At 65.6% G+C, this 22,523-nt stretch carries 20 protein-coding genes; 15 read left to right on the forward strand and 5 right to left on the reverse strand.

What is annotated here, in order from left to right; genetic code table 11:
• Positions 1–138: 138 nt before the first annotated feature.
• The 3 genes from P6U24_RS34385 to P6U24_RS34395 form a co-directional block, all read right to left on the reverse strand.
• Positions 139–1,371, reverse strand: a complete 1,233-nt coding sequence (locus P6U24_RS34385) for an MFS transporter (RefSeq protein WP_407156820.1) — start codon at positions 1,369–1,371, stop codon at positions 139–141.
• Positions 1,372–1,641: 270 nt separating this feature from the next.
• Positions 1,642–2,886, reverse strand: coding sequence for an MFS transporter (locus P6U24_RS34390; RefSeq protein ID WP_407156821.1), 1,245 nt, complete (start codon positions 2,884–2,886; stop codon positions 1,642–1,644).
• 20 nt (positions 2,887–2,906) lie between these two features.
• Positions 2,907–3,584 carry a DUF938 domain-containing protein gene (locus tag P6U24_RS34395; RefSeq protein WP_407156822.1) on the reverse strand — a complete coding sequence of 226 codons (678 nt, stop codon included), beginning with the start codon at positions 3,582–3,584 and terminating at the stop codon, positions 2,907–2,909.
• A 229-nt stretch (positions 3,585–3,813) separates the two neighbouring features.
• Here P6U24_RS34395 and soxX point away from each other — a divergent pair, with 229 nt between their 5' ends.
• From soxX to P6U24_RS34440, 9 genes are all read left to right on the forward strand, one after another.
• Positions 3,814–4,158: a sulfur oxidation c-type cytochrome SoxX gene (gene soxX / locus P6U24_RS34400; protein WP_407160693.1), complete on the forward strand. Its 345-nt coding sequence runs from the start codon at positions 3,814–3,816 to the stop codon at positions 4,156–4,158.
• Positions 4,159–4,181: 23 nt separating this feature from the next.
• Complete coding sequence (gene soxY, locus P6U24_RS34405; RefSeq protein ID WP_407156823.1) at positions 4,182–4,670, forward strand: thiosulfate oxidation carrier protein SoxY; 489 nt, start codon at positions 4,182–4,184, stop codon at positions 4,668–4,670.
• A gap of 21 nt (positions 4,671–4,691) precedes the next feature.
• Positions 4,692–5,003, forward strand: a complete 312-nt coding sequence (soxZ, locus tag P6U24_RS34410; protein WP_407156824.1) for a thiosulfate oxidation carrier complex protein SoxZ — start codon at positions 4,692–4,694, stop codon at positions 5,001–5,003.
• 13 nt (positions 5,004–5,016) lie between these two features.
• Positions 5,017–5,871 carry a sulfur oxidation c-type cytochrome SoxA gene (gene soxA, locus P6U24_RS34415; protein WP_407156825.1) on the forward strand — a complete coding sequence of 285 codons (855 nt, stop codon included), beginning with the start codon at positions 5,017–5,019 and terminating at the stop codon, positions 5,869–5,871.
• Between the two features lie 20 nt (positions 5,872–5,891).
• Entirely contained in the window at positions 5,892–6,194 is a 303-nt protein-coding gene (locus P6U24_RS34420; RefSeq protein WP_407160694.1) for a hypothetical protein, read from the forward strand.
• A 25-nt stretch (positions 6,195–6,219) separates the two neighbouring features.
• A complete protein-coding gene (soxB, locus tag P6U24_RS34425; protein ID WP_407156826.1) occupies positions 6,220–7,965 on the forward strand; it encodes a thiosulfohydrolase SoxB in 1,746 nt (581 codons plus the stop codon).
• Between the two features lie 356 nt (positions 7,966–8,321).
• Positions 8,322–9,362, forward strand: coding sequence for an MBL fold metallo-hydrolase (locus P6U24_RS34430; RefSeq protein WP_407156827.1), 1,041 nt, complete (start codon positions 8,322–8,324; stop codon positions 9,360–9,362).
• 473 nt (positions 9,363–9,835) lie between these two features.
• Positions 9,836–11,062: an MFS transporter gene (locus P6U24_RS34435; protein ID WP_407156828.1), complete on the forward strand. Its 1,227-nt coding sequence runs from the start codon at positions 9,836–9,838 to the stop codon at positions 11,060–11,062.
• A 355-nt stretch (positions 11,063–11,417) separates the two neighbouring features.
• On the forward strand, positions 11,418–13,136 hold the full coding sequence (locus P6U24_RS34440; protein WP_407156829.1) for an amidohydrolase family protein: 1,719 nt from the start codon (positions 11,418–11,420) through the stop codon (positions 13,134–13,136).
• Positions 13,137–13,343: 207 nt separating this feature from the next.
• Here P6U24_RS34440 and P6U24_RS34445 read toward each other — a convergent pair whose 3' ends face one another.
• Entirely contained in the window at positions 13,344–14,642 is a 1,299-nt protein-coding gene (locus P6U24_RS34445) for an MFS transporter (protein ID WP_407156830.1), read from the reverse strand.
• A 232-nt stretch (positions 14,643–14,874) separates the two neighbouring features.
• Between P6U24_RS34445 and P6U24_RS34450 the strand changes: the two genes are divergently transcribed.
• From P6U24_RS34450 to dapE, 6 genes are all read left to right on the forward strand, one after another.
• Positions 14,875–15,528 carry an ABC transporter ATP-binding protein gene (locus P6U24_RS34450; RefSeq protein ID WP_407156831.1) on the forward strand — a complete coding sequence of 218 codons (654 nt, stop codon included), beginning with the start codon at positions 14,875–14,877 and terminating at the stop codon, positions 15,526–15,528.
• A complete protein-coding gene (locus tag P6U24_RS34455; protein ID WP_407156832.1) occupies positions 15,525–17,984 on the forward strand; it encodes an FtsX-like permease family protein in 2,460 nt (819 codons plus the stop codon). The genes P6U24_RS34450 and P6U24_RS34455 overlap by 4 nt, the downstream gene beginning before the upstream one ends.
• Complete coding sequence (locus P6U24_RS34460) at positions 17,974–19,059, forward strand: lipocalin-like domain-containing protein (RefSeq protein ID WP_407156833.1); 1,086 nt, start codon at positions 17,974–17,976, stop codon at positions 19,057–19,059. The genes P6U24_RS34455 and P6U24_RS34460 overlap by 11 nt, the downstream gene beginning before the upstream one ends.
• Positions 19,060–19,084: 25 nt before the next feature.
• Positions 19,085–19,477 (forward strand): MAPEG family protein, encoded by a 393-nt coding sequence (locus tag P6U24_RS34465; RefSeq protein ID WP_407156834.1) that lies wholly within the window; start codon positions 19,085–19,087, stop codon positions 19,475–19,477.
• Positions 19,478–19,576: 99 nt separating this feature from the next.
• A complete protein-coding gene (dapD, locus tag P6U24_RS34470; protein ID WP_407156835.1) occupies positions 19,577–20,422 on the forward strand; it encodes a 2,3,4,5-tetrahydropyridine-2,6-dicarboxylate N-succinyltransferase in 846 nt (281 codons plus the stop codon).
• Between the two features lie 82 nt (positions 20,423–20,504).
• Positions 20,505–21,659, forward strand: a complete 1,155-nt coding sequence (gene dapE / locus P6U24_RS34475; protein ID WP_407156836.1) for a succinyl-diaminopimelate desuccinylase — start codon at positions 20,505–20,507, stop codon at positions 21,657–21,659.
• 124 nt (positions 21,660–21,783) lie between these two features.
• On the opposite strand, the gene truA is transcribed toward dapE, so the two are convergent.
• On the reverse strand, positions 21,784–22,521 hold the full coding sequence (gene truA, locus P6U24_RS34480) for a tRNA pseudouridine(38-40) synthase TruA (protein WP_407156837.1): 738 nt from the start codon (positions 22,519–22,521) through the stop codon (positions 21,784–21,786).
• Positions 22,522–22,523 lie beyond the last annotated feature (2 nt).

Here is a 22,523-nt window from a genome sequence, read left to right on the forward strand (position 1 = left end):
GGTCGATATGCGAGCAGCGCGAGCATATCGGGTGAGGGGTTACGGTCTATCGAGAGAGCAGCACCCCCTCACCCGCGCCTGACGGCGCGACTTCTCCCCGCTGGGGAGAGGTGGAGGCGCCCGCGGATGGAGCCTCCTTCAATCAGATACTGTCAACCGGCGCTGCGGCCGTCCCCGCACCATGATCAGCGTCGCTGCAATCAGTTGCAGCGCGATACAGCCATAGAATGGCAGCGTGTAGCTGCCGGATAGGTCGCGCAAGGCGCCGACCACGCCGGGTCCGAACGCGTAGGTGACTTGCGTGATAGCGGTGATCAGGCTGATCAGCACGCCAAAGCTGCTGGCATCGAACTCGCGCTGCACGATCAAGGACGGCAGCGTGATCAGATTGCCGATCGAGAAGCCGAATACCACGCAGGCGCCGATCAGCAGGGCCTCGCTGCGCGAATTGATGATGATGGCGAGCGCGAGCGCCTGGCTCGCGAAGGACAGCGCCGAGGCGAGGCGCTGATCGAAGCGGTCGATCACAGCCGAGAACAGCACCCGGCCAGCCATCGCCATGATGGTCAGCAGCGACAGCGCGAGCGCCGCAGGCGCGCGGCCGATCATGGGATCGAGGAAGGCGATCAGGTGCACGATGAAGCCGACCTGCGCGAACAGCACCAGCGCAAAAGCAATCGCGATCGACAGGAACGCGATATCGCGCAATGCGTCCTTGCGGATCTGCTGCGCGGACGCCAGCACCATCTTGGGTCCCGCGCCTTGCAGCGGCGGCCGGCCGACGCTGAACGCGACGACCGGAATCACCAGCCCAACGATCAGCAGCGCCACCGCGGTCATTGTCATCGCAAAGCCGAGATGACCGATGGCGAGCACGAGCAGCGGCACGCCGGCGATGCCGCCGAAGCTCGCGCCGTTCAGCGCCAGGCTGATCGCCATGCCGCGCCGCTGTTCGAACCACAGGCTGACGGTATTGGTGATCATGGCGAGACTCGTGCCAGCCCAGCCGAAGGCGAGCAGCGCGTCGGCCAGGTAAAGCTGCCACAGCGCGCGCACCTGGCCGAGCGCGACCGCCGCGCAGGCCATCGCGAGCAGACCGGCAATCAGGCATTTGCGCGGGCCAAAGGCGCGCATCGCCTCTGCAACGAAGACCACGATCAGCGCGCCGAACAGATAGAAGAAGGTGGTTCCGGCCGAGATCAGCGAGGCCGGCCAGCCATGGATGCGCCGCAGCTCGGCGAGATAAACGCTCTGGCCGTAGAAGCCGAGGCCCCAGCCGAAGGTCGCGACCAGGAAACAGACCGCGACGATGCGCCAACCCTCGTAGCGGAGCGAGGTCTCGTCAGGCGGAGGATGCGTGGTGGCGTCCATTTCCGGATCTCGTTGTTTGCGCTCATATCGCCACTCGCTCGCTGTACGCTCTCCCCTTGTGGGAGAGGGTGGCGCGCATGAGCGGAGCGAAATGCGCGCCGGGTGAGAGGTCTGCATCCGCGGAGACAGACCCCTCACCCGGCTTCGATGCTTCGCATCGAATCCACCCTCTCCCACAAGGGGAGAGGGTGCACCGCCGTTGTCGCAATATGGTGACGGCTAGCACTTCCAATAAGGCATACGGTTCGATGCCGACCGAAGCATCCCCGATCACATCGGTTCCGGCAATTCAGGCAACACGTCAAGCCGCGCGGCGCGGCGTTTGGCGTGCCAGGCGAGCGCGAGCACCGCGAGCCCGAGCGCAACCGGCGGGAACACCACGAGGTTCACCGCCGACCAGCCGAAATTGGCGAGCAACTGCCCCGACGAGAACGAGCCGATCGCCATCATGCCGAACACCAGGAAATCGTTGAAGGCCTGCACCTTGTTGCGCTCGGCCGCCGTATGGGTCTCCAGCACCAGCGCGGAGGCGCGGACGAAGCCGAAATTCCAGCCCATGCCGAGCACAATCAATGTGGCCCAGAAATGCGGCGCGGTGAGACCGGAGAGCCCGATCATCGCCGCGACCGCCTCGAGGGCGAGGCCCAGCGCGACGATCGCGGGCGCGCCGAACCGTGCGATCAGCGAGCCGGTGAAGAAGCTCGGCCCGTACATCGCGACGATGTGCCATTGCAGGCCGAAATTCGAGTCGGACACCGTGAGCCCGCACATCTTCATCGCCAGCGGCGCCGAGGTCATCACCAGGTTCATCACCGGATAGGCGATGGCACCACACAGCGCCGCCGCAACGAAGCGCGGCTGGCACACGATATCGAGCAGCGGGCGGCCGGCGTGCAGATCTGCGGCCGCGGGCTTCGGCAGGTCGACGCCGGCCAGAATCGCCATCGCGATCACGGCCACCGCCGCCTGCACCAGATAGCTGAAGGCAAACAGATAAGGCTGCCAGATGCCCATGGTCCACTGCACGAGTTGCGGACCAAGCAGGCCGGCAAAGATGCCGCCCGCCATCACCCAGGACACCGCCTTCGGCCGGAACGCGGCGCTGGCACCGTCGGCGGCGGCGAAGCGGTAGGATTGCGCCACCGCGCCATAGAGCCCGCCCAGGAAGGTCGCGACACAGAACAGCCAGAAGGAGCCGTGCAGGATCGCCCATGAGCCGAGCAGGCCGGTGAGCGCCCCGCAGCCGGTGCCGATGATGAAGGCCACGCGGCGGCCATAGCGGCGCGAGATCGCGCCGGTCGGCAAGGTGCCCGCGGCAAGGCCGACCACATACATCGAGATCGGCACGGTGGCGAAGGAGACGTCGGGCGCGATGGTGGCCCCGACGATCGCGCCGGTGGCGAAGATGACGGCCGAATTGGCCCCCGTCAGCGCCTGCGCCGCGGCGAGCCGCGCCACGTTGCGGCGCGCCCGCGCGTCGTCGGAGATCTCGTCGGTTGCGGTGAGGTCGATCATCGGGATTTCTATCCAGCGCGTCAGTCCGCCCGGCCGAACACGAGAATCATGTTGTTGGCGGGCATCTCGACCGTGTCGCGCAAGGTGAGGCCGGCGCGCACCGCGAGCTCGTTGAGATCGGCGATGTCGCGCACGCCCCAGTCTGGATTGCCTTCGCGCAGGGACGTATCGAACACCGCGTTGCTGACCGCGGTGTGCTTGCCCTCGCGCTTGAACGGACCATAGAGCGTCAAGAGCCCGCCAGGCTTGAGCGCGCGCCCGGCGCCGGCGAACAGGCCCTCCGCAACCGACCACGGTGCGATGTGGACGACGTTGGCGCAGAAGATCGCGGTGAGCTCGCTGGGCCCGCCCGCCTGCTGCAGCTTTGCGAACCAGTCGGGATCGGAGAGGTCGATGAGATGCGGCGCGCGGATGTTCGATAGGCCCGCATGCGCGCGCCAGGCCGCGATGCTCTTCAGGTGCTGCTCGTTGAGATCGCTCGGCCACCAGGTGAGATCGGGCGTGTGCGATGCAAAATGCACCACGTGCTGGCCGGTGCCGCTGCCGGCCTCCAACACATCGCCGGACCGCCCTGCGAGCAGGCGCGAGAGGACCGCCCAGATCGGCTGATGGTTGCGGTGAAAGGCCGCCGCGTCGAGCCGCCCGTCCGGCTCCGCCGGACGTCCATCCTTGCCGAATTCGACGACGTATTCTGCCATGCCGCTCTCCTGTCGAAGGGCTTTAACCCGGCGGGCCGCCAATGGCAAAATTTTGCCGAAAGGCCGAAAATAGCGACACGAACCTGCTATGGCATCCCTGCCATGCGGCAGATGTTAACCCGTCCTGCACGGCGCAATTGCGGATCGGTGGCCTTTATGCTTCCGAGTCCCTATAATTCGACGGCTCGCCGACAATTCGGAACCCACCTTGCCCGCACCATCTGTCTCGATATCGGCCCTGGTTCTCGGGCTATCGCTCGTTGCATGCACTGGCCTAGCCTGCACCGGCTCGGCACGGGCGCAGTCCGCAGCCAGCGAGGGCCAGAAGCTTGCTTTCGACCGCGGCAAGGGCAATTGCCTGACCTGCCATGTGATCAAGGGCGGCGACCTGCCCGGCAGCATCGGCCCGAAGCTCGAGGGGCTCGCGAGTAAATATGATCGCGCCGAGTTGATGGCGATCGTCACCGACGAGACCAAGCGCAACCCGCAGACGGTGATGCCGCCGTTCGGGCGCAACCGCATCCTGACCGAGCAGGAAATCAACGCGGTCGTCGATTTCCTGCAGACCCTCTGATTCTTTTTCTGGAGACAGCAAAGATGACCGCCACCCTCGGCCCTTCGGTGACGCGCCGCCTGATCATCAAGGGCGCCAGTGCGGTTGCGCTGGTCGGGCTCGGCCATGCCACGCTCGGCCCGTGGCCGGCGCTCGCCGCCAACGATAAATATCCTGATGATGCGTTCAAGCAAAAGAACGCCGCGGACGCGATCAAGGCGCTCTATGGCAAGGATCATGAGGCCTCCGACAAGATCAAGCTCGACGCGCCGGAGATCGCCGAGAATGGCGGCGTGGTGCCGATCTCGGTGACGACAACGCTGCCAGACGTGACCTCGATCTCCTTTGTGGTCAGCGAGAACCCGTTCGCGCTGGCCGCCTCCTACAAAATTCCCGAGGGCACCGTGCCCGCGGTCGCCAACCGGCTGAAGATGGCCAAGACGTCGAAGGTGACAGCGCTGGTGGAAGCCGGCGGCAAGCTCTACAGCGCCACCAAAGAGGTCAAGGTCACCGTCGGCGGCTGCGGCGGCTAATCATCTTTAGGGAGTAAGACAATGGCATCGAGCATACGCGTCCGCGCCATCCTGAACGGCGACACCACCGACGTGCAGACCCTGATCCAGCATCCGATGGACACCGGCCTCGTCAAGGATTCGAAGGGTGAGCTGATCCCGGCGCATTACATTCAGCAGCTCTCTTTCGAGCACAAGGGCAAGACCGTGTTCCTGGCCGACTGGGGCACCGCGGTTTCCAAGGACCCCTACGTCAAGTTCGCCTTCAAGGGCGCGGCCAAGGGTGATGAGATCAAGGTGAGCTGGGTCGACAACAAGGGCGCGACCGACAGCCTGACGGCAAAGATCCAATAAGAGATCCAGTGATATGCGCCCGCGCTCTGCTCTCTCCTTTATCTCTGCCGCGCTGGCGCTCGCCGCGGTGACCTCCGCAGCGCCGGCGGCCGACACGGTCGATCCCGCTCACGAGGCGAAGGCGTTCCAGGATTTCTTCGTCAAGAAGTTCCCGAAGGTGAAGTTCGAGGACTTCGTCAACGGTCCCTACTCGATGAACGAGGACATGCGAAAGCAGTGGGAGGAGAAGGAGCAGTTCCCGCCTTACGAATTCGCGCTCGAGGCCGGCAAGGAGATGTTCTCAACCCCGTTCAAGAACGGCAAGACCTATGCCGACTGCTTTGCGAATGGCGGCATCGGCGTGCGCCAGAATTACCCTTATTTCGACGAGAAGGAGGGCAAGGTCGTCACCTTGGAGCTTGCGCTGAACAAGTGCCGCGAAGCCAATGGCGAGACGCCCTATTCCTACGTCAAGGACGAGATGGCGTCGCTGACGGCGTACATGGCCTATACGTCGCGCGGCAAGCCGTTCGACATCAAGATCCCGAACGATCCGCGCGCGCTTGAGGCCTTCGAGAAAGGCAAGGAATATTTCTACACCCGCCGCGGCCAGCTCAACTTTTCCTGCGCGAGCTGCCATGTGCAGAGCCCGGGCGAGCGCATCCGCGCCGAGATTTTGGCGCCGGCGCTCGGCATCCTGAACGCGATGCCGATCTACCGCTCGGAATGGAGCGGCATGGGCACGATCAGCCGCCGCTTCACCACCTGCAACAGCCAGATCCGCGGCGTGCCGCTGGAACCGCAATCCGAGGAATATCGCGACCTCGAATATTATCTGTCCTATGTCTCGAACGGCCTGCCCATCTCCGGGCCGGGAGCGCGGCCATGAGTGAGCGCCGCAGCATAGCCATGAAAAAGATCATGTTTGCCGCAATCATCGTCGTTGCAGCCGCGATGCCCGCGCGCGCTGCCTCCGAGGCCGACTTCAAGGCGGCATTCGCCGCGGCCGACAGCGCCGAGAAGGATGCGGGACGGCTGCGTAACCAATGGACCACGACCGAAGCTGCACTCGCCGCTGCCAAGAAGGCCGCGGAGGCCGGCAATTTCGACCAGGCGGTCAAGTCGGCGCAGGAGGCGGAGGCGCTTGCCAAGGCGTCGATTTTCCAGGCGACCTCGGAAAAGGAACGGTGGAAGGATCTGGAAATCCGCTAATCTTGTCGGCGGCCGAGGCAGCGCGATGACGATCCGTCGCCGGGATTTCCTTGCAATGACAGCGGCGGCGCTGGCGACGCCCGCGCTGATCCGCACTGCGCGTGCAGCCGATACCGCGAGCCTCTACGACGTCGAGCGCTTCGGCAATGCGCGCATCCTGCATCTGACCGACACGCATGCGCAACTGCGGCCGGTCTATTTCCGCGAGCCCAGCGTCAATCTCGGCGTCGGCGAGATGTGGGGCAAGCCGCCGCATCTGGTCGGCCGCGCTTTCCTCGACCGCTACGGCATTCGCGCCGACAGCGCCGACGCCTATGCCTTCACCTCGATCGATTTCGAGAAGTCGGCGCCGCGCTTCGGCCGGCTCGGCGGCTTCGCCCATCTGAAAACCTTGATCGACAAGCTGCGCGCCGATGTCGGCGAGCACCGCTCGCTGCTGGTCGACGGCGGCGATCTCTGGCAGGGCACCGGCCTCACCCACCTGACACGCGGCGCCGACATGGTCGATGCCGCGAACCTGCTCGGCATCGAGGCGATGACCGGCCATTGGGAATTCACCTATGGCGAGACCGATCTGCGCAGCAATCTCGCGCGCTTCAAGGGCGAGTTCCTGGCGCAGAACGTGTTCCTGACCGAGGAGGCCGCGTTCAACGATGCGAAGGCGTTCGACCCCGCTTCGGGGCGCGTCTTCAAGCCCGCTACTGTCAAGGAGATCGGCGGCGCGCGTGTGGCCGTGATCGGGCAGGCCTTTCCTTACGTGCCGATCGCCCACCCGAAGCGCTTCACGCCGGACTGGACGTTCGGCATTCGCGAGGCCGAGCTGCAGTCGCTGGTCGACGAGCTGCGCGCCAAGAAGGCCGACGCGGTGATCCTGCTGTCGCATAACGGCATGGATGTCGACCTCAAGCTCGCAAGCCGGGTCACCGGCATCGACGTGATCCTTGGCGGCCATACCCATGACGCAGTGCCGCAGCCCGTCGCGGTCAGGAACGCCAAGGGCACCACGCTCGTCACCAATGCCGGCTCGAACGGGAAATTCTTAGGGGTCCTCGATCTCGAGATTGCCAAGAGCCACGTCACCGACGTGCGCTACCGCCTGCTCCCGGTGTTCTCCGAGCTGTTGAAGCCGGATACCGCGATGCTGACCCTGATCGACCAGATGCAGCAGCCACAGGTCGCAGCCTGGAACGACAAGCTGGCGTCCGCCGAGCACCTGCTCTACCGCCGCGGCAATTTCGCCGGCTCGATGGATGACCTGATCTGCGCCGCGCTGCGCAGCGAGCTCGACACCGAGATCGCGCTGTCGCCGGGCTTCCGCTGGGGCACCAGCGTGCTCGCCGGCCAGCCGGTGACGATGGAGGACGTGCTGGCGCAGACCGCCATCACCTATCCCGAAACCTACGTCCAGGAGATGAGCGGCGCCGACATCAAGACCGTGCTGGAGGATGTCTGCGACAACCTGTTCAACGCCGATCCCTATCTGCAGCAGGGCGGCGATATGGTGCGTGTCGGCGGGCTGTCCTATCGCTGCGCGCCGGGTGAAAGCATTGGGCGGCGCATCACGGAGCTGACGCGCGACAACGGCCATCCGCTTGCGGCTGAAAAGCGCTACAAGGTGGCCGGCTGGGCATCGATGAACCCGCAGGCCGGCAAGCCGGTGTGGGACGTGGTTGCGGACCACTTACGTGCGCGCGGCACGCCGACCGGCGGCGTCCACGACGTGCTGCTGAGCGGCGTCGACGGCAATCCAGGCCTTGCCGAGCCGTCTTAGGGCGCCACGCGCTGTCCAGCCGCAGTTCGAGGGTCACGGGGGCTCACGCCTCAGCAACAGCATTTGATTGCTCGACACGCTCCGATTTTGTAGAATAATATTTTCTGATAAAGACGGCGAGCAATCGAAACGTTCTCCTGCACCCTCTGCCCTTGTGGAAGAGGGTGTCGAGCGAAGCGAGGCGGGTGAGGGGTTTCTCTTCGCGGTGACAGACCCCTCACCCGGCTCGCCGTCGCGTTCCGCGCCGGCGATCCACCCTCTCCCACTGCCGACGACGGCTTCGACGGGAGAGAGGGCGCACCGGCTTTGTTGATGCACAACCGTTTCCGACAAATGCGATTGATAGGAATGGGCCGATGATCTTCCGTCAATTGTTCGACAGCGTCTCCGGCACCTACAGCTACATCCTGGCGAGCCGCGCCGGCGGCGAGGCACTGATCATCGATCCCGTGCTGGAGAAGGTCGACCGCTACTGCCAGCTCTTGCGCGAGCTCGACCTGAAGCTGGTCAAGGCTGTCGACACTCATCTGCATGCCGATCACGTCACCGCGCTTGGAGCCCTGCGCGATCGCACCCATTGCATGACCATCATGGGCGAGCAGAGCAAGGCCGACGTCGTCGCGATGCGGGTGTCTGAAGGCGACAAGGTCGGCATCGAGGGCATCAGCCTGGATGTGATGTACACGCCGGGACACACCGATGATTCCTACAGCTTCCTGATGGGCGACCGCGTCTTCACCGGCGACACGCTGTTGATCCGCGGCACCGGCCGCACCGATTTCCAGAATGGCGATTCCCGCGCGCAATATGATTCGATCTTCAACCGCCTGCTGAAACTGCCCGATGAAACGCTGGTCTATCCCGCGCACGACTACAAGGGCGACACGGTCTCCACCATCGGCGAAGAGCGGCGCTACAATCCGCGCCTGCAGGTGCGCTCGGTCGACGAGTACGTGACGTTGATGGCCAATCTGAACCTGCCCAATCCGAAGATGATGGATGTCGCGGTGCCGGCCAACATGCGCGTCGGACTGCATCAGGACGAACTGGCCAAGCAGGGGCTGTCGCTCTCGGCTCGGCAGGCGATCGAATGTCTCGGCCGTCCCGATGTGCTGCTGGTCGATCTGCGCGAGACCTCGGAGCGCGCCAAGCACGGCACGCTGCCGGGCGCGCTGCATGCGCCCTACCCCGCGATCGACGAGAATTTGGAGCCTGGCGGCATGCTGCGCGAGGTCGCCGCCGCCACCGGCCGCCGCATCGTGTTCTTCTGCGCCTATGGCGAGCGCTCGGCGATGGCGGTGAAGGCAGCGCAGGAGGCGGGCCTCACCAACGCCGCCCATATCGAAGGCGGCATCGATGCCTGGAAGAAAGCCGGCGGCCCTGTGATGGGGCGGTAGTTCTACGCAATCAGTCCGCGGCAATCTCGACCGTCGTCCCGGGCAAGCGCTTGTCCGCCGTAGCTCAAAGGGCGAAGGCGGAAGCGGAGCGAGCGCGACCCGGGATCCATAAACACCGCCAGTCGTGTGCAAGCACGCTGGAGCTACAGCGCGTCTCCACACGAATGGGAGTGGTTATGGATCCCCGCGTTCGCGGGGACGACACCATTGTTGCGGAAGCAACTCGTACTCCAGCTCGGTTCGCCGAGACGACACCGCGTGTGCGGAAACGGTGCGAGCTCACAGGCACTTGAGCGCGGTTCTCACGCGCAGGTGCCATGCGGCTGCGTTCGTGGACAATGAACCACATTCCAGTAGTGTGGCGGTTTGTCGCGCACTGATCGCTCGGGACGACGCTGATCCCGGCATCGCAAGCCCCCAAAAGCTCAGGACATCAGGATCAGGCTGCGCGCCGAACGTGAATCGGATTTGATATGGCTGACGCTCTCATTGCATCGCAACATACGCAAGCTTCGGCGAAAGCCGCGTCTTCGCTGCGGACGTTGTCACTGATCTCGCTCGCGCACTGGGTCAGCCATTTCCACATGCTGGTGCTGCCGATGCTGTTCCCGTTCCTTAAAACACAGCTCGGCACCGGCTATGTTGAGCTCGGTTTTGCGATGACGGTGTTTGCGGTGGTGTCGGCGCTGGTGCAGACGCCGGTCGGCTATGTCGTCGACCACGCCGGGGCGCGGCGGATCCTGCTGGTCGGGCTGACGCTCGGCGGCCTGTCGTTGGTCATGCTCGGCCTGCATCTCAGCTACGGCAGCCTGATCGCCTGCGCCGTGCTCCTGGGCGTCGCCAACGCGGTCTACCATCCGTCCGACTATGCGCTGCTCGCAGCGCATATGGAGGAAGCACGCATGGGCCGCGCCTTTGGCGTCCATACGTTTGCCGGCTATCTCGGCGGCGCGGTGGCGCCCGCCATCATGGCCGCGCTGGTGACGTGGGTCGGAGGGTTCGGCGCGCTGATCGCAGCCGGCCTCGTCGGCCCGGCCGCAGCGCTGCTGCAGGTGATCGGCAACGTGCCCGAAGTGCCCCCGCATCATCACCATGAGGATGGCGCCAAACCGCCGAAGTCGAGCCTGCTGACGCCGGCGCTGATCATGCTGACGGTGTTCTTCATGCTGCTCAGCCTCTCCAGTTCAGGCATTGCGAGCTTCGGCGTGGTGGCGCTGATGAACGGCTACAGCGTCTCCTTCTCCGAAGCCAATATCGCGCTCACCGCGTTCCTCGGCGCGAGCGCGGTGGGCGTGCTGGCCGGCGGCGTGCTCGCCGACCGGATCAGCCATCACGGTCTGGTGGCCGCGATCAGCTTCGCCATCAATACGGTGCTGATGCTGGCCACTACGTTCCTGACGCCGCCGACGCTGCTGCTGACCGCGCTGCTAACGGCCGCGGGCTTCCTCAGCGGCGTGATCGCGCCGTCACGCGACATGATGGTGCGCAACGCCGCGCCGGCCGGCGCCGCGGGCCGCGCCTTCGGCCTGGTCTCCACCGGCTTCAACTTCGCCGGCATCATCAGTCCGTTGTTGTTCGGCTGGATCATGGACGCCAGCGCGCCGCGCTGGCTGTTTGGCGCCTCCGTCATCTTCATGCTGCTGACGATCGTGCTGACCTTCTTCACCGGGCGCCCGACGAAGGCAGAGAGTGCGGCGTAAGCTTACCTGATTCACGCAATCAACTATCACCGCGGACTCGATGCACCCTCTCCCCTCGTCGCGACGGCGAAGCCGTCGTCGGCAGTGGGAGAGGGTGGTTTCTCACGAAGGGAGAAACCGGGTGAGGGGTCTGTCTCCGCGGATAGAGACCCCTCACCCGGCTCGCCGCCGCTTCCGCGCCGGCGATCCACCCTCTCCCACAAGGGGAGAGGGTGCACCGATTTCTGCGCAACAGATCGATGACTAACTCGTTTGTGTCCTCACAGCGGCATCTCAGCTCATCATTCCCTGCATGTTGACATCATCGCCCTTGGGCCGATGATGTCCGGACAGAACAATAACGGGAAGATGCGCCATGACGGACCAGCCGGATCTCGTGATCCGCGGCGGCACGCTCGCCGACGGCACGGGCAACGATCTCTACGAGGCCGATGTCGCGATCAAGGATGGCCGTATCACACAGGTGGGCAAGGTGTCCGCCAGGGGCTTTGAGGAGATCGAAGCCAAGGGCAAGCTGGTCACGCCGGGCTTCGTCGACGTCCACACCCATTACGACGGCCAGGTGACCTGGAGCCACGATATTACGCCGTCATCGCAGAACGGCGTCACCACGGCTATCATGGGCAATTGTGGCGTTGGCTTTGCGCCGTGCCGACCGGCCGATCACCAGCGTCTGATCCAGCTGATGGAGGGCGTCGAGGATATTCCCGAGCCGGTGCTCGAGGCCGGCATTCCCTGGGAATGGGAGAGCTTTCCGGACTACATGGACTGGCTGTCGAAGCGACATTTCGACATGGACATCGGCGCCCAACTGCCGCACGCGGCCCTGCGCGTCTATGTGATGGGCGAGCGCGGCGCGCGACGAGATCCGGCCACCGCGGAAGACAACCGCGCGATGGCATCGCTCGCAGGCGATGCGGTGCGATCAGGCGCGCTGGGGTTCTCGACGTCGCGTACGCTCAACCATCGCACCTCGACCGGCGACTACACGCCGACGCTCAAGGCCGGCGAGGATGAGCTGACCGCGATCGCCGGCGCGATGCATGGCGCGGGACGCAGCGTGCTGCAATTCGTGCTCGACCTCTCAACCCTTCATGAAGACCTGCCGATGATGCTACGGGTGGCGGAGAGTACGAATTGCCCGATCTCGTTCTCCGTGACGCAGAACGACAAGGCGCCGGAGCGCTGGCGGCAGACGCTGGCCGAGATCAACGAGGCCGCCGCGCGCGGGCTGTCGATCACCGCGCAGATTCCGGCGCGCCCGGTCGGACTGCTGCTCGGCCTCGAGCTGTCGCGCAACCCGTTCCAGACTCATCCGAGCTACCGCGCCATCGCACATCTGCCGCTCAATGAGCGCGTGGCGCGGCTGCAGCAGAGCGAGGTACGTGATGCGATCCTGAGCGAGAGCGCGACCACCACCGACGATCCGCTGTTCTTCAAGCCGAACTACGACAAGATGTATCTGCTCGGCGATCCCCCTGACTATGAGCAGCCGCCGGAGAAGACGCTCGGTGCACAGGCCCGCGCACGTGGTTGCAAGCCGGAGGAACTGGCCTATGACGCGATGCTGTCAGGCCATGGGCGGGGCATGCTCTACGTGCCGTTCCTGAATTATTCCGACGGCAATCTCGACGCCACCTACGAGATGCTGCGCGATCCCCGCAGCGTGCCGGGCCTGAGCGACGGCGGCGCGCATTGCGGCATCATCTGCGACGCCAGCTTCCCGACCTATCTGCTCACGCACTGGACGCGCGATCGCAGCCGCGGCAACAGGCTGTCGATCCCGTTCGTCGTCGCCGCGCAGTCGCGCAAGACGGCGCTATCCGTTGGCCTCGAAGACCGCGGCCTACTGGCGCCGGGCTACAAGGCCGATGTCAATGTGATCGACTATGACCGGCTGCATCTGCATCCGCCGAAGGTGCATTACGACCTGCCGGTCGGCGGCCGCCGCCTGATGCAGGAGGTCGACGGCTATGATGCGACCATCGTCGCAGGCAGGGTGACGCGCCGCGGCGGCCAGGCCACCGGCGCGCGGCCGGGACGGCTGATCAGAGGTGCGCAGGCGGTGAATTGATATCCGCGCTGCCTCTACAAATGGGATGTCGTCCCGGGCAAGCGAAGCGCAGACCAGGGACACATAAACACCGCAGCCGATTATTGCGAAGGCTGGAGCTTCCGCTTGCCGCCGACATGACTACCGGTATTATGGGTCCCGGGTCGGCGCCCGACGGCGCTCACGCGCCGTCAGACTTGCCCGGGACGACGGTCTTTGTTCTGACGCTTACGCAAATTCCGGCGCCGTCTCGTCCCGATGCGCCAGCAGGCGCGCGCGCTCGGTGTTCGGCCACAACAGCAACAGGCCGAGCAGACCAGAGATGACGAGGATGACGGCGTTGATGGTGAAGCCCTGCAGGTAGCCGTCGAGCACGCTGCCTGCGTCCTGCACCACCTTGCCCATCACGTTCGGCGCGATGATGCCGGCCAGGGTGTAGATCGCGCCATAAATCGCCATCACGGCGCCGCGCTGCGCGACCGGCGTGAACTCGCCGATCATCAACGGGCACACCACATAGATCGCGCCGCTGAGCCCCGTTCCGGCGACGAGGAGCGCAATCTGCATGGCGGGGCTGCTACCATAGGGCATCAGCGCCAGGATCAGGCCGCCGACGGCCAGCGGCGCCGCGCCGAGCACGCCGCGCGCGATGCGGGTCGAGATGCCCCGCGCCATCATCGCTTGCGACAGCCAGCCGGTCAGCAGCACGATCGCCGCGCCGAACACCCACGGCAGCACCGAAACGAAGCCGGCTTGCTGCTGGCTGAGGCCGAGCCCAGCGACCAGGAACGAGGTGAACCAGGTCAGGCCGAGCGACAGCGCCCAATAGGCACCGAAACTCGCCGCGATGCAGCCGATGAAGGTGCGTGACAGCAGCAGTTGGGCGTACGGCACGCGTGCCTCCCGCGCCGTGATGGCCTCGACATCTGCGATCGGCCCCTCCTCGCCGAGCAACAGCCAGGCCGCGACCCACAGCAGCCCGACCAGGCCGAGCGCGCCGAACGCGTAGTGCCAGCCATAATGGACGATGACGGCGTTCAGGGCCGGCACCGCGACGATGACGCCGAAAGCAGCCCCTTGCGACAGGATCGCGGTCGGCAAGCCGCGCTTCTCGTCCGGGAACCATTTGTAGACGGCATGAATGGCGACAGACGCGGCCGGCCCCTCGCCTGCCCCGAGAATGATACGGCACACCATCAGCGTCGTCAGACTGACAGTGCCGACCATCGGGAACTGCGCCAGTGCCCAGATCAGCGCGAGCACCAGCAGCACCCAGCGCGTTTTGATGCGATTGACCACGAAGCCGACCGCAATGGCGGAGATCGAGAACAGCAGGAAGAACGACGAGCCGAGCAGGCCGAACTGTTCCGGCGTCAGCTCAAGCTCTTTCATGATCGGCACGCCGGCGAGCCCGACCACGATCTTGTCGGCGAAGTTCACCAGCATCAGCAGGAACAGCAGCGCTACAATCCTCCAGGCGCCTTTCGGAGTTTGTTGCCCGCTTTCCGACGTGGTCTGCACGGCCATGTTCCTCCCCGTTCTTGTTCTCAAAGGCCGTCCGCGGGACGGGCGTCGGATCATGGTACCCGTGGTCCGACGACCCAGGCAACAAGGCTTTTCTCCTGCCTGCGGAATGAGGCGGCCGACGCAACGAAGTCGCTACGATCATCGCAACGAAGTCGTTGCGATGATCGTAGCGAGGCCGTGATCTTGCGCTGCGGGCTTGCTATATGCCGCACAGCATCATGGCGGACCGATCGTGCTTGTTATTCGCAACCTGACCAAGACCTATCGCACCGCTGGCGAGCCGGTCAGCGTGCTGCGCGGCGTCGATCTCGATGTCGCGGCGGGCGAACGTGTGGCGCTGACCGGCGAATCCGGCTCGGGCAAGAGCACATTGCTGCACCTGATCGCCGGGCTCGATGCCGCCGACAGTGGTGATATCGATTTGGACGGCTTGCGCCTCGGCAAGCTCGATGATGCCGGCAGGGCGGCATTGCGGCGTGATCGCCTCGGTCTGGTGTTCCAGCAATTCAACCTGGTGCCGAGCCTGTCTGTGGCCGACAACCTGAAATTCCAGGCGCGGCTGGCCGGTCGCCACGACGCCCGCTGGCACGACGAGCTGGTGGAACGGCTTGGTCTTTCGGGGCTGCTGTCGCGCTATCCCGAGCAGCTCTCCGGCGGCCAGCAGCAGCGGGTTGCGATCGGCCGCGCCCTTGCCGTGAAGCCGCTGCTGCTGCTCGCCGACGAGCCGACCGGCAATTTGGACGAGGCGACGGCCGACGAGGTGATGGGACTGACGCGCGATTTGGTCGCGCGCTCCGGCTGCGGCTTCCTGATGGTGACGCACAGCACGCGGCTTGCCGCGATGCTTGACCGTCATGTCACCCTCCATGCGGGACGGCTGGCATGAGCCGCACGCTCTGGATTCTCGCCGTCCTGCTCAGCCATTGGCGGCGCCATCCGATGCAGCTCGCCACGCTCCTGGTCGGGCTGATCTCCGCAACCGCGCTGTGGAGCGGCGTGCAGGCGCTGAACCAGCAGGCGCGCAATTCCTACGACCGCGCGGCTGCGATCTTCGGCGGTGCGCGCACGCCGATGCTGGTCGCGCGCGACGGCCGCAGCTTCCCGCAGCAATTGTTTGTCGACCTGCGCCGCGCGGGCTGGCCTGTATCGCCTGTCGTCGAGGGCCGCGTGCAGATCGAGGGACATTCGATCCGGCTGCTCGGCATCGAGCCGGTGACGCTGCCCACCGATGTCGGCAACGCGCCGCGCGTCGGCCGCGCCGATCTCGAAGCCTTCGTCGCGCCGCCGGGACAGACGCTGATCGCCCCGGAGACGCTCGCCGAGCTTGACCTCAAGGATGGCGCGGCACCGCAGCTGAGCAATGAGAGCACGCTGCCGCCGCTGCACGCCGAGCCGCAGCTCGCGCCCGGCGTGCTGGTGGTCGATATCGGCATCGCACAGGCGCTGCTCGGCAGGCCGGATCAACTCTCGCGGCTGCTGGTCGGCAAACCGCAAGGGCCGCAGCGGCCATTGGACGCGATCACCGATCGGTTGCAACTTGTGCAGCCCGAGGCGGAGACCGATCTAGAGCGGCTGACCGACAGTTTCCATCTCAATCTCACCGCGTTCGGGCTGCTGTCGTTCGTCGTCGGCCTCTTCATCGTCAATTCGGCGATCGGCCTGGCCTTCGAGCAGCGCCTGCCGGTGCTGCGCACCTTGCGCGCCTGCGGCGTCTCGGCCCGGCAATTGAACGCGGTGATGGTCACCGAGCTCGTGAGCTTCGCGCTGGTCGCCGGGCTTGCCGGTCTCGTCTGCGGCTATGTGATCGCGGCCGCGCTGCTGCCCGATGTCGCGGCGTCGCTGCGCGGGCTCTATGGCGCGCAGGTGCCGGGCGAATTGAGCCTTAAGCCGGCATGGTGGGTCGCGGGCCTTGTCATCAGCATTGCTGGCGCGCTGGCCGCGGCGACCACCAGCCTCATCAAGGCGATGCGGCTGCCGATTCTCAGCGCGGCGCAGGCCTATGCCTGGCAGGATGCGCAGCGGCGCTGGCTCAAGCTGCAGGGCGCGCTGGCGCTATGTTTGTTCGCGGTGGCCGCTTGCCTGCTGTGGTTCGGCCATTCGCTGCTGACGGGTTTCGGCGTGCTCGCGAGCTTGCTGATCGGCGCAGCGCTGCTGCTGCCCTCGATCCTGGAGGCGGTGCTGCGTGGGGGCGAGCGCGGCGCGCGAGGCGCGCTGACGCTGTGGTTCTGGGCCGACAGCCGCCAGCAGATCTCCGGCCTGTCATTGGCGCTGATGGCGCTCCTGCTCGCGCTCGCGGTCAATGTCGGCGTCTCCACCATGGTCGAGACCTTCAGCCGCACCTTCCTGGTCTGGCTCGACGGCCGGCTCGCCGCCGACATCTATGTCAGCGCCGCCGACGATGCGCGGGCCCGCGAGGTGCGCGACTGGCTGAGCGCGCGCAGCGACGTGCAGGCTGTGCTGTTAGGTGGCCGCGCTGAGACCCAACTCGGCGGAGCGCCGATCGATGTGCTCGGCCTGCCTGATCATGCCACCTATCGCGACCACTGGCCATTGCTGCAGTCCGAGGCCAATGCGTGGAAGCAGCTGGTGGGGGGCGAAGCCGGCTTCATCAGCGAGCAGCTGTCACGCCGGCTCAATCTGTCCGTTGGTGATCACATCGACATCCCGGCACCCGGCGGCGACTGGCCGATCACCATCGTCGGGATCTATGCCGATTACGGCAACCCGAAGGGGCAGATCGCGGTCAACGTCGCCGCGCTGTCGCGGCACTTCCCGGCGACGCCGCTGACGCGAATGGCGGTGCGCACCGATCCCGCCAACATCCCGACGCTGATCTCGGCACTGTCTGACAAATTCGGCCTCGATGGCCGTAACCTGATGGACCAGGCCACTGTGAAGCGAGAGTCGACCGAGATCTTCAACCGCACCTTCGCGGTGACCGGCGCGCTGAACGCATTCACGCTTGGCGTCGCGGGCATCGCACTGCTGACGAGTCTACTGACACTCGCCAATTCGCGGCTGCCGCAGCTCGCGCCGCTGTGGGCGATCGGCATCACGCGGCAGCACCTGGCGGCGATCGAGCTACTCAAGACGCTCGCCGTCGCGGCGATCACCTCGCTGCTGGCATTGCCGCTTGGATTAATGGTCGCCTGGTGCCTGATTGCGATCGTCAATGTCAAAGCGTTCGGCTGGCGGCTGCCGTTCCATGTGTTTCCGCTGGAGCTGGTCAAGCTGCTGGTGGTCGCGGTGCTCGCAGCTCTTGCAGCGTCACTGCTGCCGGTGATTCGGCTGGCGCGGATGCAGCCGGCCCATCTCGTCAGGATCTTCACCGTTGAGCGCTGAGCCGAAAATTTCCCGTCGCGCTTTCGCTGGTGGCCTCCTGCTCGCCGGCCTCGCGCGCAATGCGCGCGCACAAGGCTTTGCGGGCCTTGGCGAGAGTGGCAACGGCTTTGCGAAGGTGGTGCCGGGCAAGCACTTCGACTTTCCCGGCGATCACGGCCCACATCCGGATTTTCGCATCGAATGGTGGTACGTCACCGCCAATCTGACCGACGCGGCGGGACAGGCGTACGGCCTGCAATGGACGTTGTTCCGGCAAGCGGCGCGACCGGGGCCGCAAGGTCAGGGCTGGGAGAGCCAGCAGATCTGGATGGCGCATGCCGCGGTGACGCGGGCCGATACGCATCGCTCGGCCGAGAAGTTTGCCCGCGGCGGCGTCGGACAGGCCGGCGTGGTCGCAAAACCGTTCCAGGCGTGGATCGACGCCTGGCAAATGACGGCGCCGAGCGAAAGCAACGACCAGACGCTGTCGCCGCTCGAGGTCACGGCAGCGGCTGCGGACTTCTCCTACGCGTTGCAGCTATCAGCCGATCGACCCGTGGTCCTGCAGGGCGAGGCAGGCTACAGCCGGAAATCCGAGCGCAACCAGGCGTCCTATTACTACAGCCAGCCGTTCTACCGTGCGCACGGTCGGCTCACGATCGAGGGCAAGCCAGTCGAAGTCAGCGGCCAGGCCTGGCTCGACCGCGAATGGAGCAGTCAGCCGCTCTCGCCGGACCAGACTGGCTGGGACTGGTTCTCCCTGCATTTTGACTCCGGCGAGAAGCTGATGCTGTACCGGATGCGGCAGACCGACGGCCATCACTACGCGTCCGGCACCTGGATCGCGCCTGATGGCGTCACCACACTGCTCCGCCCTGCCGACATCGTCATGACGCCGAAGGACAGCATCGAAATGGGCGGGCATCGACTGCCGGTCAGCTGGCATGTCGAGCTGCCCTCGCGCGCGATCGCCATCGAATGCACGCCGCTCAACCCGAAAGCTTGGATGGGGACGAGCGTGCCCTACTGGGAGGGACCGATCAGCTTCAAGGGCAGCCACGCCGGGGTAGGCTATCTGGAACTGACGGGGTATTGAGGACCGCAATTTTCAAGGGGACCGCATGTATCACTACACCGCACTCGTCACCGTGCTCGCCGGCGCAGCCCTGTTCTACGCCAGTTTTCGCGTCGGGCGGGCCCGCACCCGATACGGCATCAAGGCGCCCGCGACCACGGGCAATCCTGATTTCGAGCGCGTCTTCCGCGCGCATATGAACATGCTGGAATGGATGCCGATCTTCCTGCCGGCGCTGTGGCTGTTTGCGATTTATGTCAGCGATGCGATTGCCGCGCTGCTCGGCCTCATCTGGATTGCCGGCCGGATCGTGTACCTGCACGCCTACGCGCAGGCTCCGGAGAAGCGCCGCGCCGGCTTCGCCACCCAGGCGCTCGCAGGGTTCGCGCTGCTGATCGGGGCCCTCGTTGCGATCCTCGGGCGGATCGTGCACGGCTGACCTCGCGGTCCCGGCCGAGAGCGCTTGACTCCGCCGGCCCAAATTCCGAAAAAGCCAGCCCGTTTTGCCCCGCCATTCTCGCCAGACCAGGATCATCCGATGTCTCTGTCCGCCCTCGAATCCACCATCAACAGCGCCTTTGACGCGCGCGACGGCGTCTCGACCACGACCAAGGGCGAGGTTCGCGATGCCGTGGAGAGCGCGCTCGAGCTGCTCGACAAGGGCGAGGCACGGGTGGCCGAGCGCGAGGCTGACGGCAAGTGGAAGGTCAACCAGTGGCTGAAGAAGGCGGTGCTGCTGTCGTTCCGTCTCAACGACATGAGCGCGATCCCCGGCGGCCCGGGCAAGGCCTCGTGGTGGGACAAGGTGCCGTCGAAGTTCGAGGGCTGGGGCGAGAACCGTTTTCGCGAGGCCGGCTTCCGCGCCGTGCCCGGCGCCATCGTGCGCCGCTCGGCCTATATCGCCCGCAACGTCGTGCTGATGCCCTCGTTCGTCAATCTCGGCGCCTATGTCGATGAGGCGACCATGGTCGACACCTGGTCGACCGTCGGCTCCTGCGCCCAGATCGGCAAGCGCGTGCACATCTCCGGCGGGGTGGGCATCGGCGGCGTGCTGGAGCCGCTGCAGGCCGAGCCCGTGATCGTCGAGGATGATTGCTTCATCGGCGCGCGCTCGGAAGTCGCCGAGGGCGTGATCGTGCGCAAGGGCGCGGTGCTGGCGATGGGCGTGTTCCTGGGCGCCTCGACCAAGATCATCGATCGCGAGACCGGCGAGGTTTTCGTCGGCGAGGTACCGGAATATTCGGTGGTGGTACCGGGTGCGCTGCCGGGCAAGCCGATGAAGAACGGCCAGATCGGCCCCTCGACCGCTTGCGCTGTGATCATGAAGCGCGTCGACGAGCGCACCCGCTCCAAGACCTCGATCAACGAGCTGCTGCGGGACTGATGCCAGCTGCTCGCGGCGAAATGACGCGCGCCTGGAACTCGCGGCCCTAGCCCGCTGACAAATGAGCGTGTTAAGCGGGGGCATGACAGATGCCCTCGCCATTGCTCAGGACCTGATCCGCTGCCCCTCGGTGACGCCGGCCGATGCCGGCGCGCTCGGCGTGCTCGAACGCCTGCTGAAAGACGCCGGCTTTACGACCCACCGCATCACCTTCTCGGAAGCCGGCACCGCCGACGTCGACAATCTCTACGCCCGCATCGGCACTGAGGCGCCGCACATCACTTTTGCCGGCCATACCGACGTGGTGCCGCCTGGCGATGAGAGCGCCTGGAGCCTTGGCGCGTTTTCCGGCGAGGTGAGGGACGGCTATCTCTATGGCCGCGGCGCGGTCGACATGAAGGGCGGCATCGCCTGCAGCGTGGCCGCCGTGCTCGATTATCTCTGTGATCATGGCGGCAGACCAAAGGGATCGATCTCGTTCCTCATCACCGGCGACGAGGAAGACGTTTCGATCAATGGCACCGTGAAGCTGCTGCAATGGGCGGCCGAGCGCGGCGAGACATTCGATCATTGCGTGGTCGGCGAGCCCTCCAACAAGGAGGTGATCGGCGACTGCATCAAGATCGGCCGCCGCGGCTCGCAGTCCGGCACGCTGATCGTTGAGGGCAAGCAGGGCCACGTCGCCTATCCGCACCGCGCCTCCAATCCGATCCCGGACATCTCCCGCCTGATCGTGGCGCTCTGCGACGAGCCGCTCGACCAGGGCAGCGCGCAATTCCAGCCGTCGAATCTCGAATTCACCAGCGTCGATGTCGGCAACGCCGCCGGCAATGTGATCCCGGGGCTGGCGCGGGCGAAATTCAATATCCGCTACAATGATTGCCATACGCAGGAGTCGCTGCGGGCGCTGGTCGAGGAGCGGCTCAAGGCCGCCTGCGGCAACCGCATCCGCGCCCATATCGACTGGCTGCCATCGAACTCGCAGGTGTTCCTGACCAAGCCGGGTGCCTTCACTGACCTAGCGGTGGCCGCGATCGCACAGGTGACCGGCCGCAAGCCTGAACTATCAACCACCGGCGGCACCTCGGATGCCCGCTTCATCGCCAGCTACTGCCCGGTGATCGAGTTCGGCCTGCTCGGCCAGACCATGCACCAGGTCGACGAGCGCTCATCGGTGGCCGACATCGAGACGCTGACGAAGATCTATCGCGGGATGCTGGACCGGTATTTCGGGTAGGCTGCGCTCTTACGACGCCGTCATTGCGAGCGAAGCGAAGCAATCCAGAATGCTTCTGCAGCAACTATTCTGGATTGCTTCGTCGCTGGCGCTCCTCGCAATGACGATGGAGCGACAGCGAGAATCAATACTCCACACGCACCAGATACAGCCCCTCCGGCGGGGCGACGACGCCGCAGGCGGCGCGGTTGCGCGCGGCGAGTGCGGCGGCGAGATCGTCGGCGCTCCAGCGGCCCTGCCCGACCCACACCAGCGAGCCGACCATCGAGCGCACCTGGCTGTGCAGATAGGAGCGCGCCGAGGTCAGCACCGTGATCGCGTCGCCCTCGCGCAGGACGTCGAGCTGATCGAGCGTCTTCTCCGGCGATTTCGCCTGGCACTCGGTGTCGCGGAAGGTGGTGAAATCGTGCCTGCCGATCAGCCGCTGCGCGGCCACATGCATCGCCTCAGCATCGAGCCGCTGCGGCACGCGCCAGACGCGGCCGCGATCGAGCGCGAGATTGGCGCGGTGATTGACGATGCGATAGCGATAGTGCCGCTTCTTCGCCGAGAAACGCGCATCGAAATCATCGCCCACGATCTCGGCATCGAGCACCGCGATCGGATTCGGGCGCAGATGCGCGTTCAGCGCGTCGCGCAAACGGTCGGGCCGGAACGGTTTCTCGATGTCGCAATGCGCGACCTGACCGATGGCATGGACGCCGGCATCGGTGCGGCCCGAGCCATGCACCCGTGTCGCCACGCCGCAGGTCGCCTGCACCGCAGCCTCCAACGCGCCCTGCACCGACGGCAGGCTCTCTTGCAGCTGCCAGCCGAAGAACGGCGCGCCGTCATATTCGATGGTGAGCTTGTAGCGGGGCATCC

The sequence above is a fragment of the Bradyrhizobium sp. STM 3557 genome (assembly GCF_045571465.1).
Classification (GTDB): domain Bacteria; phylum Pseudomonadota; class Alphaproteobacteria; order Rhizobiales; family Xanthobacteraceae; genus Bradyrhizobium.

Coding starts and splice junctions, on each gene's coding strand:
- soxZ (WP_407156824.1), top strand. CDS start 4,692: ATGGCATCGAGCATACGCGTCCGCGCCATCCTGAACGGCGACACCACC.
- dapD (WP_407156835.1), top strand. CDS start 19,577: ATGTCTCTGTCCGCCCTCGAATCCACCATCAACAGCGCCTTTGACGCG.
- P6U24_RS34440 (WP_407156829.1), top strand. CDS start 11,418: ATGACGGACCAGCCGGATCTCGTGATCCGCGGCGGCACGCTCGCCGAC.
- P6U24_RS34430 (WP_407156827.1), top strand. CDS start 8,322: ATGATCTTCCGTCAATTGTTCGACAGCGTCTCCGGCACCTACAGCTAC.
- soxB (WP_407156826.1), top strand. CDS start 6,220: ATGACGATCCGTCGCCGGGATTTCCTTGCAATGACAGCGGCGGCGCTG.
- P6U24_RS34385 (WP_407156820.1), bottom strand. CDS start 1,371: ATGGACGCCACCACGCATCCTCCGCCTGACGAGACCTCGCTCCGCTAC.
- P6U24_RS34395 (WP_407156822.1), bottom strand. CDS start 3,584: ATGGCAGAATACGTCGTCGAATTCGGCAAGGATGGACGTCCGGCGGAG.
- P6U24_RS34465 (WP_407156834.1), top strand. CDS start 19,085: ATGTATCACTACACCGCACTCGTCACCGTGCTCGCCGGCGCAGCCCTG.
- P6U24_RS34435 (WP_407156828.1), top strand. CDS start 9,836: ATGGCTGACGCTCTCATTGCATCGCAACATACGCAAGCTTCGGCGAAA.
- dapE (WP_407156836.1), top strand. CDS start 20,505: ATGACAGATGCCCTCGCCATTGCTCAGGACCTGATCCGCTGCCCCTCG.
- P6U24_RS34455 (WP_407156832.1), top strand. CDS start 15,525: ATGAGCCGCACGCTCTGGATTCTCGCCGTCCTGCTCAGCCATTGGCGG.
- P6U24_RS34420 (WP_407160694.1), top strand. CDS start 5,892: ATGAAAAAGATCATGTTTGCCGCAATCATCGTCGTTGCAGCCGCGATG.
- soxY (WP_407156823.1), top strand. CDS start 4,182: ATGACCGCCACCCTCGGCCCTTCGGTGACGCGCCGCCTGATCATCAAG.
- P6U24_RS34445 (WP_407156830.1), bottom strand. CDS start 14,642: ATGGCCGTGCAGACCACGTCGGAAAGCGGGCAACAAACTCCGAAAGGC.
- soxA (WP_407156825.1), top strand. CDS start 5,017: ATGCGCCCGCGCTCTGCTCTCTCCTTTATCTCTGCCGCGCTGGCGCTC.
- P6U24_RS34390 (WP_407156821.1), bottom strand. CDS start 2,886: ATGATCGACCTCACCGCAACCGACGAGATCTCCGACGACGCGCGGGCG.
- truA (WP_407156837.1), bottom strand. CDS start 22,521: ATGCCCCGCTACAAGCTCACCATCGAATATGACGGCGCGCCGTTCTTC.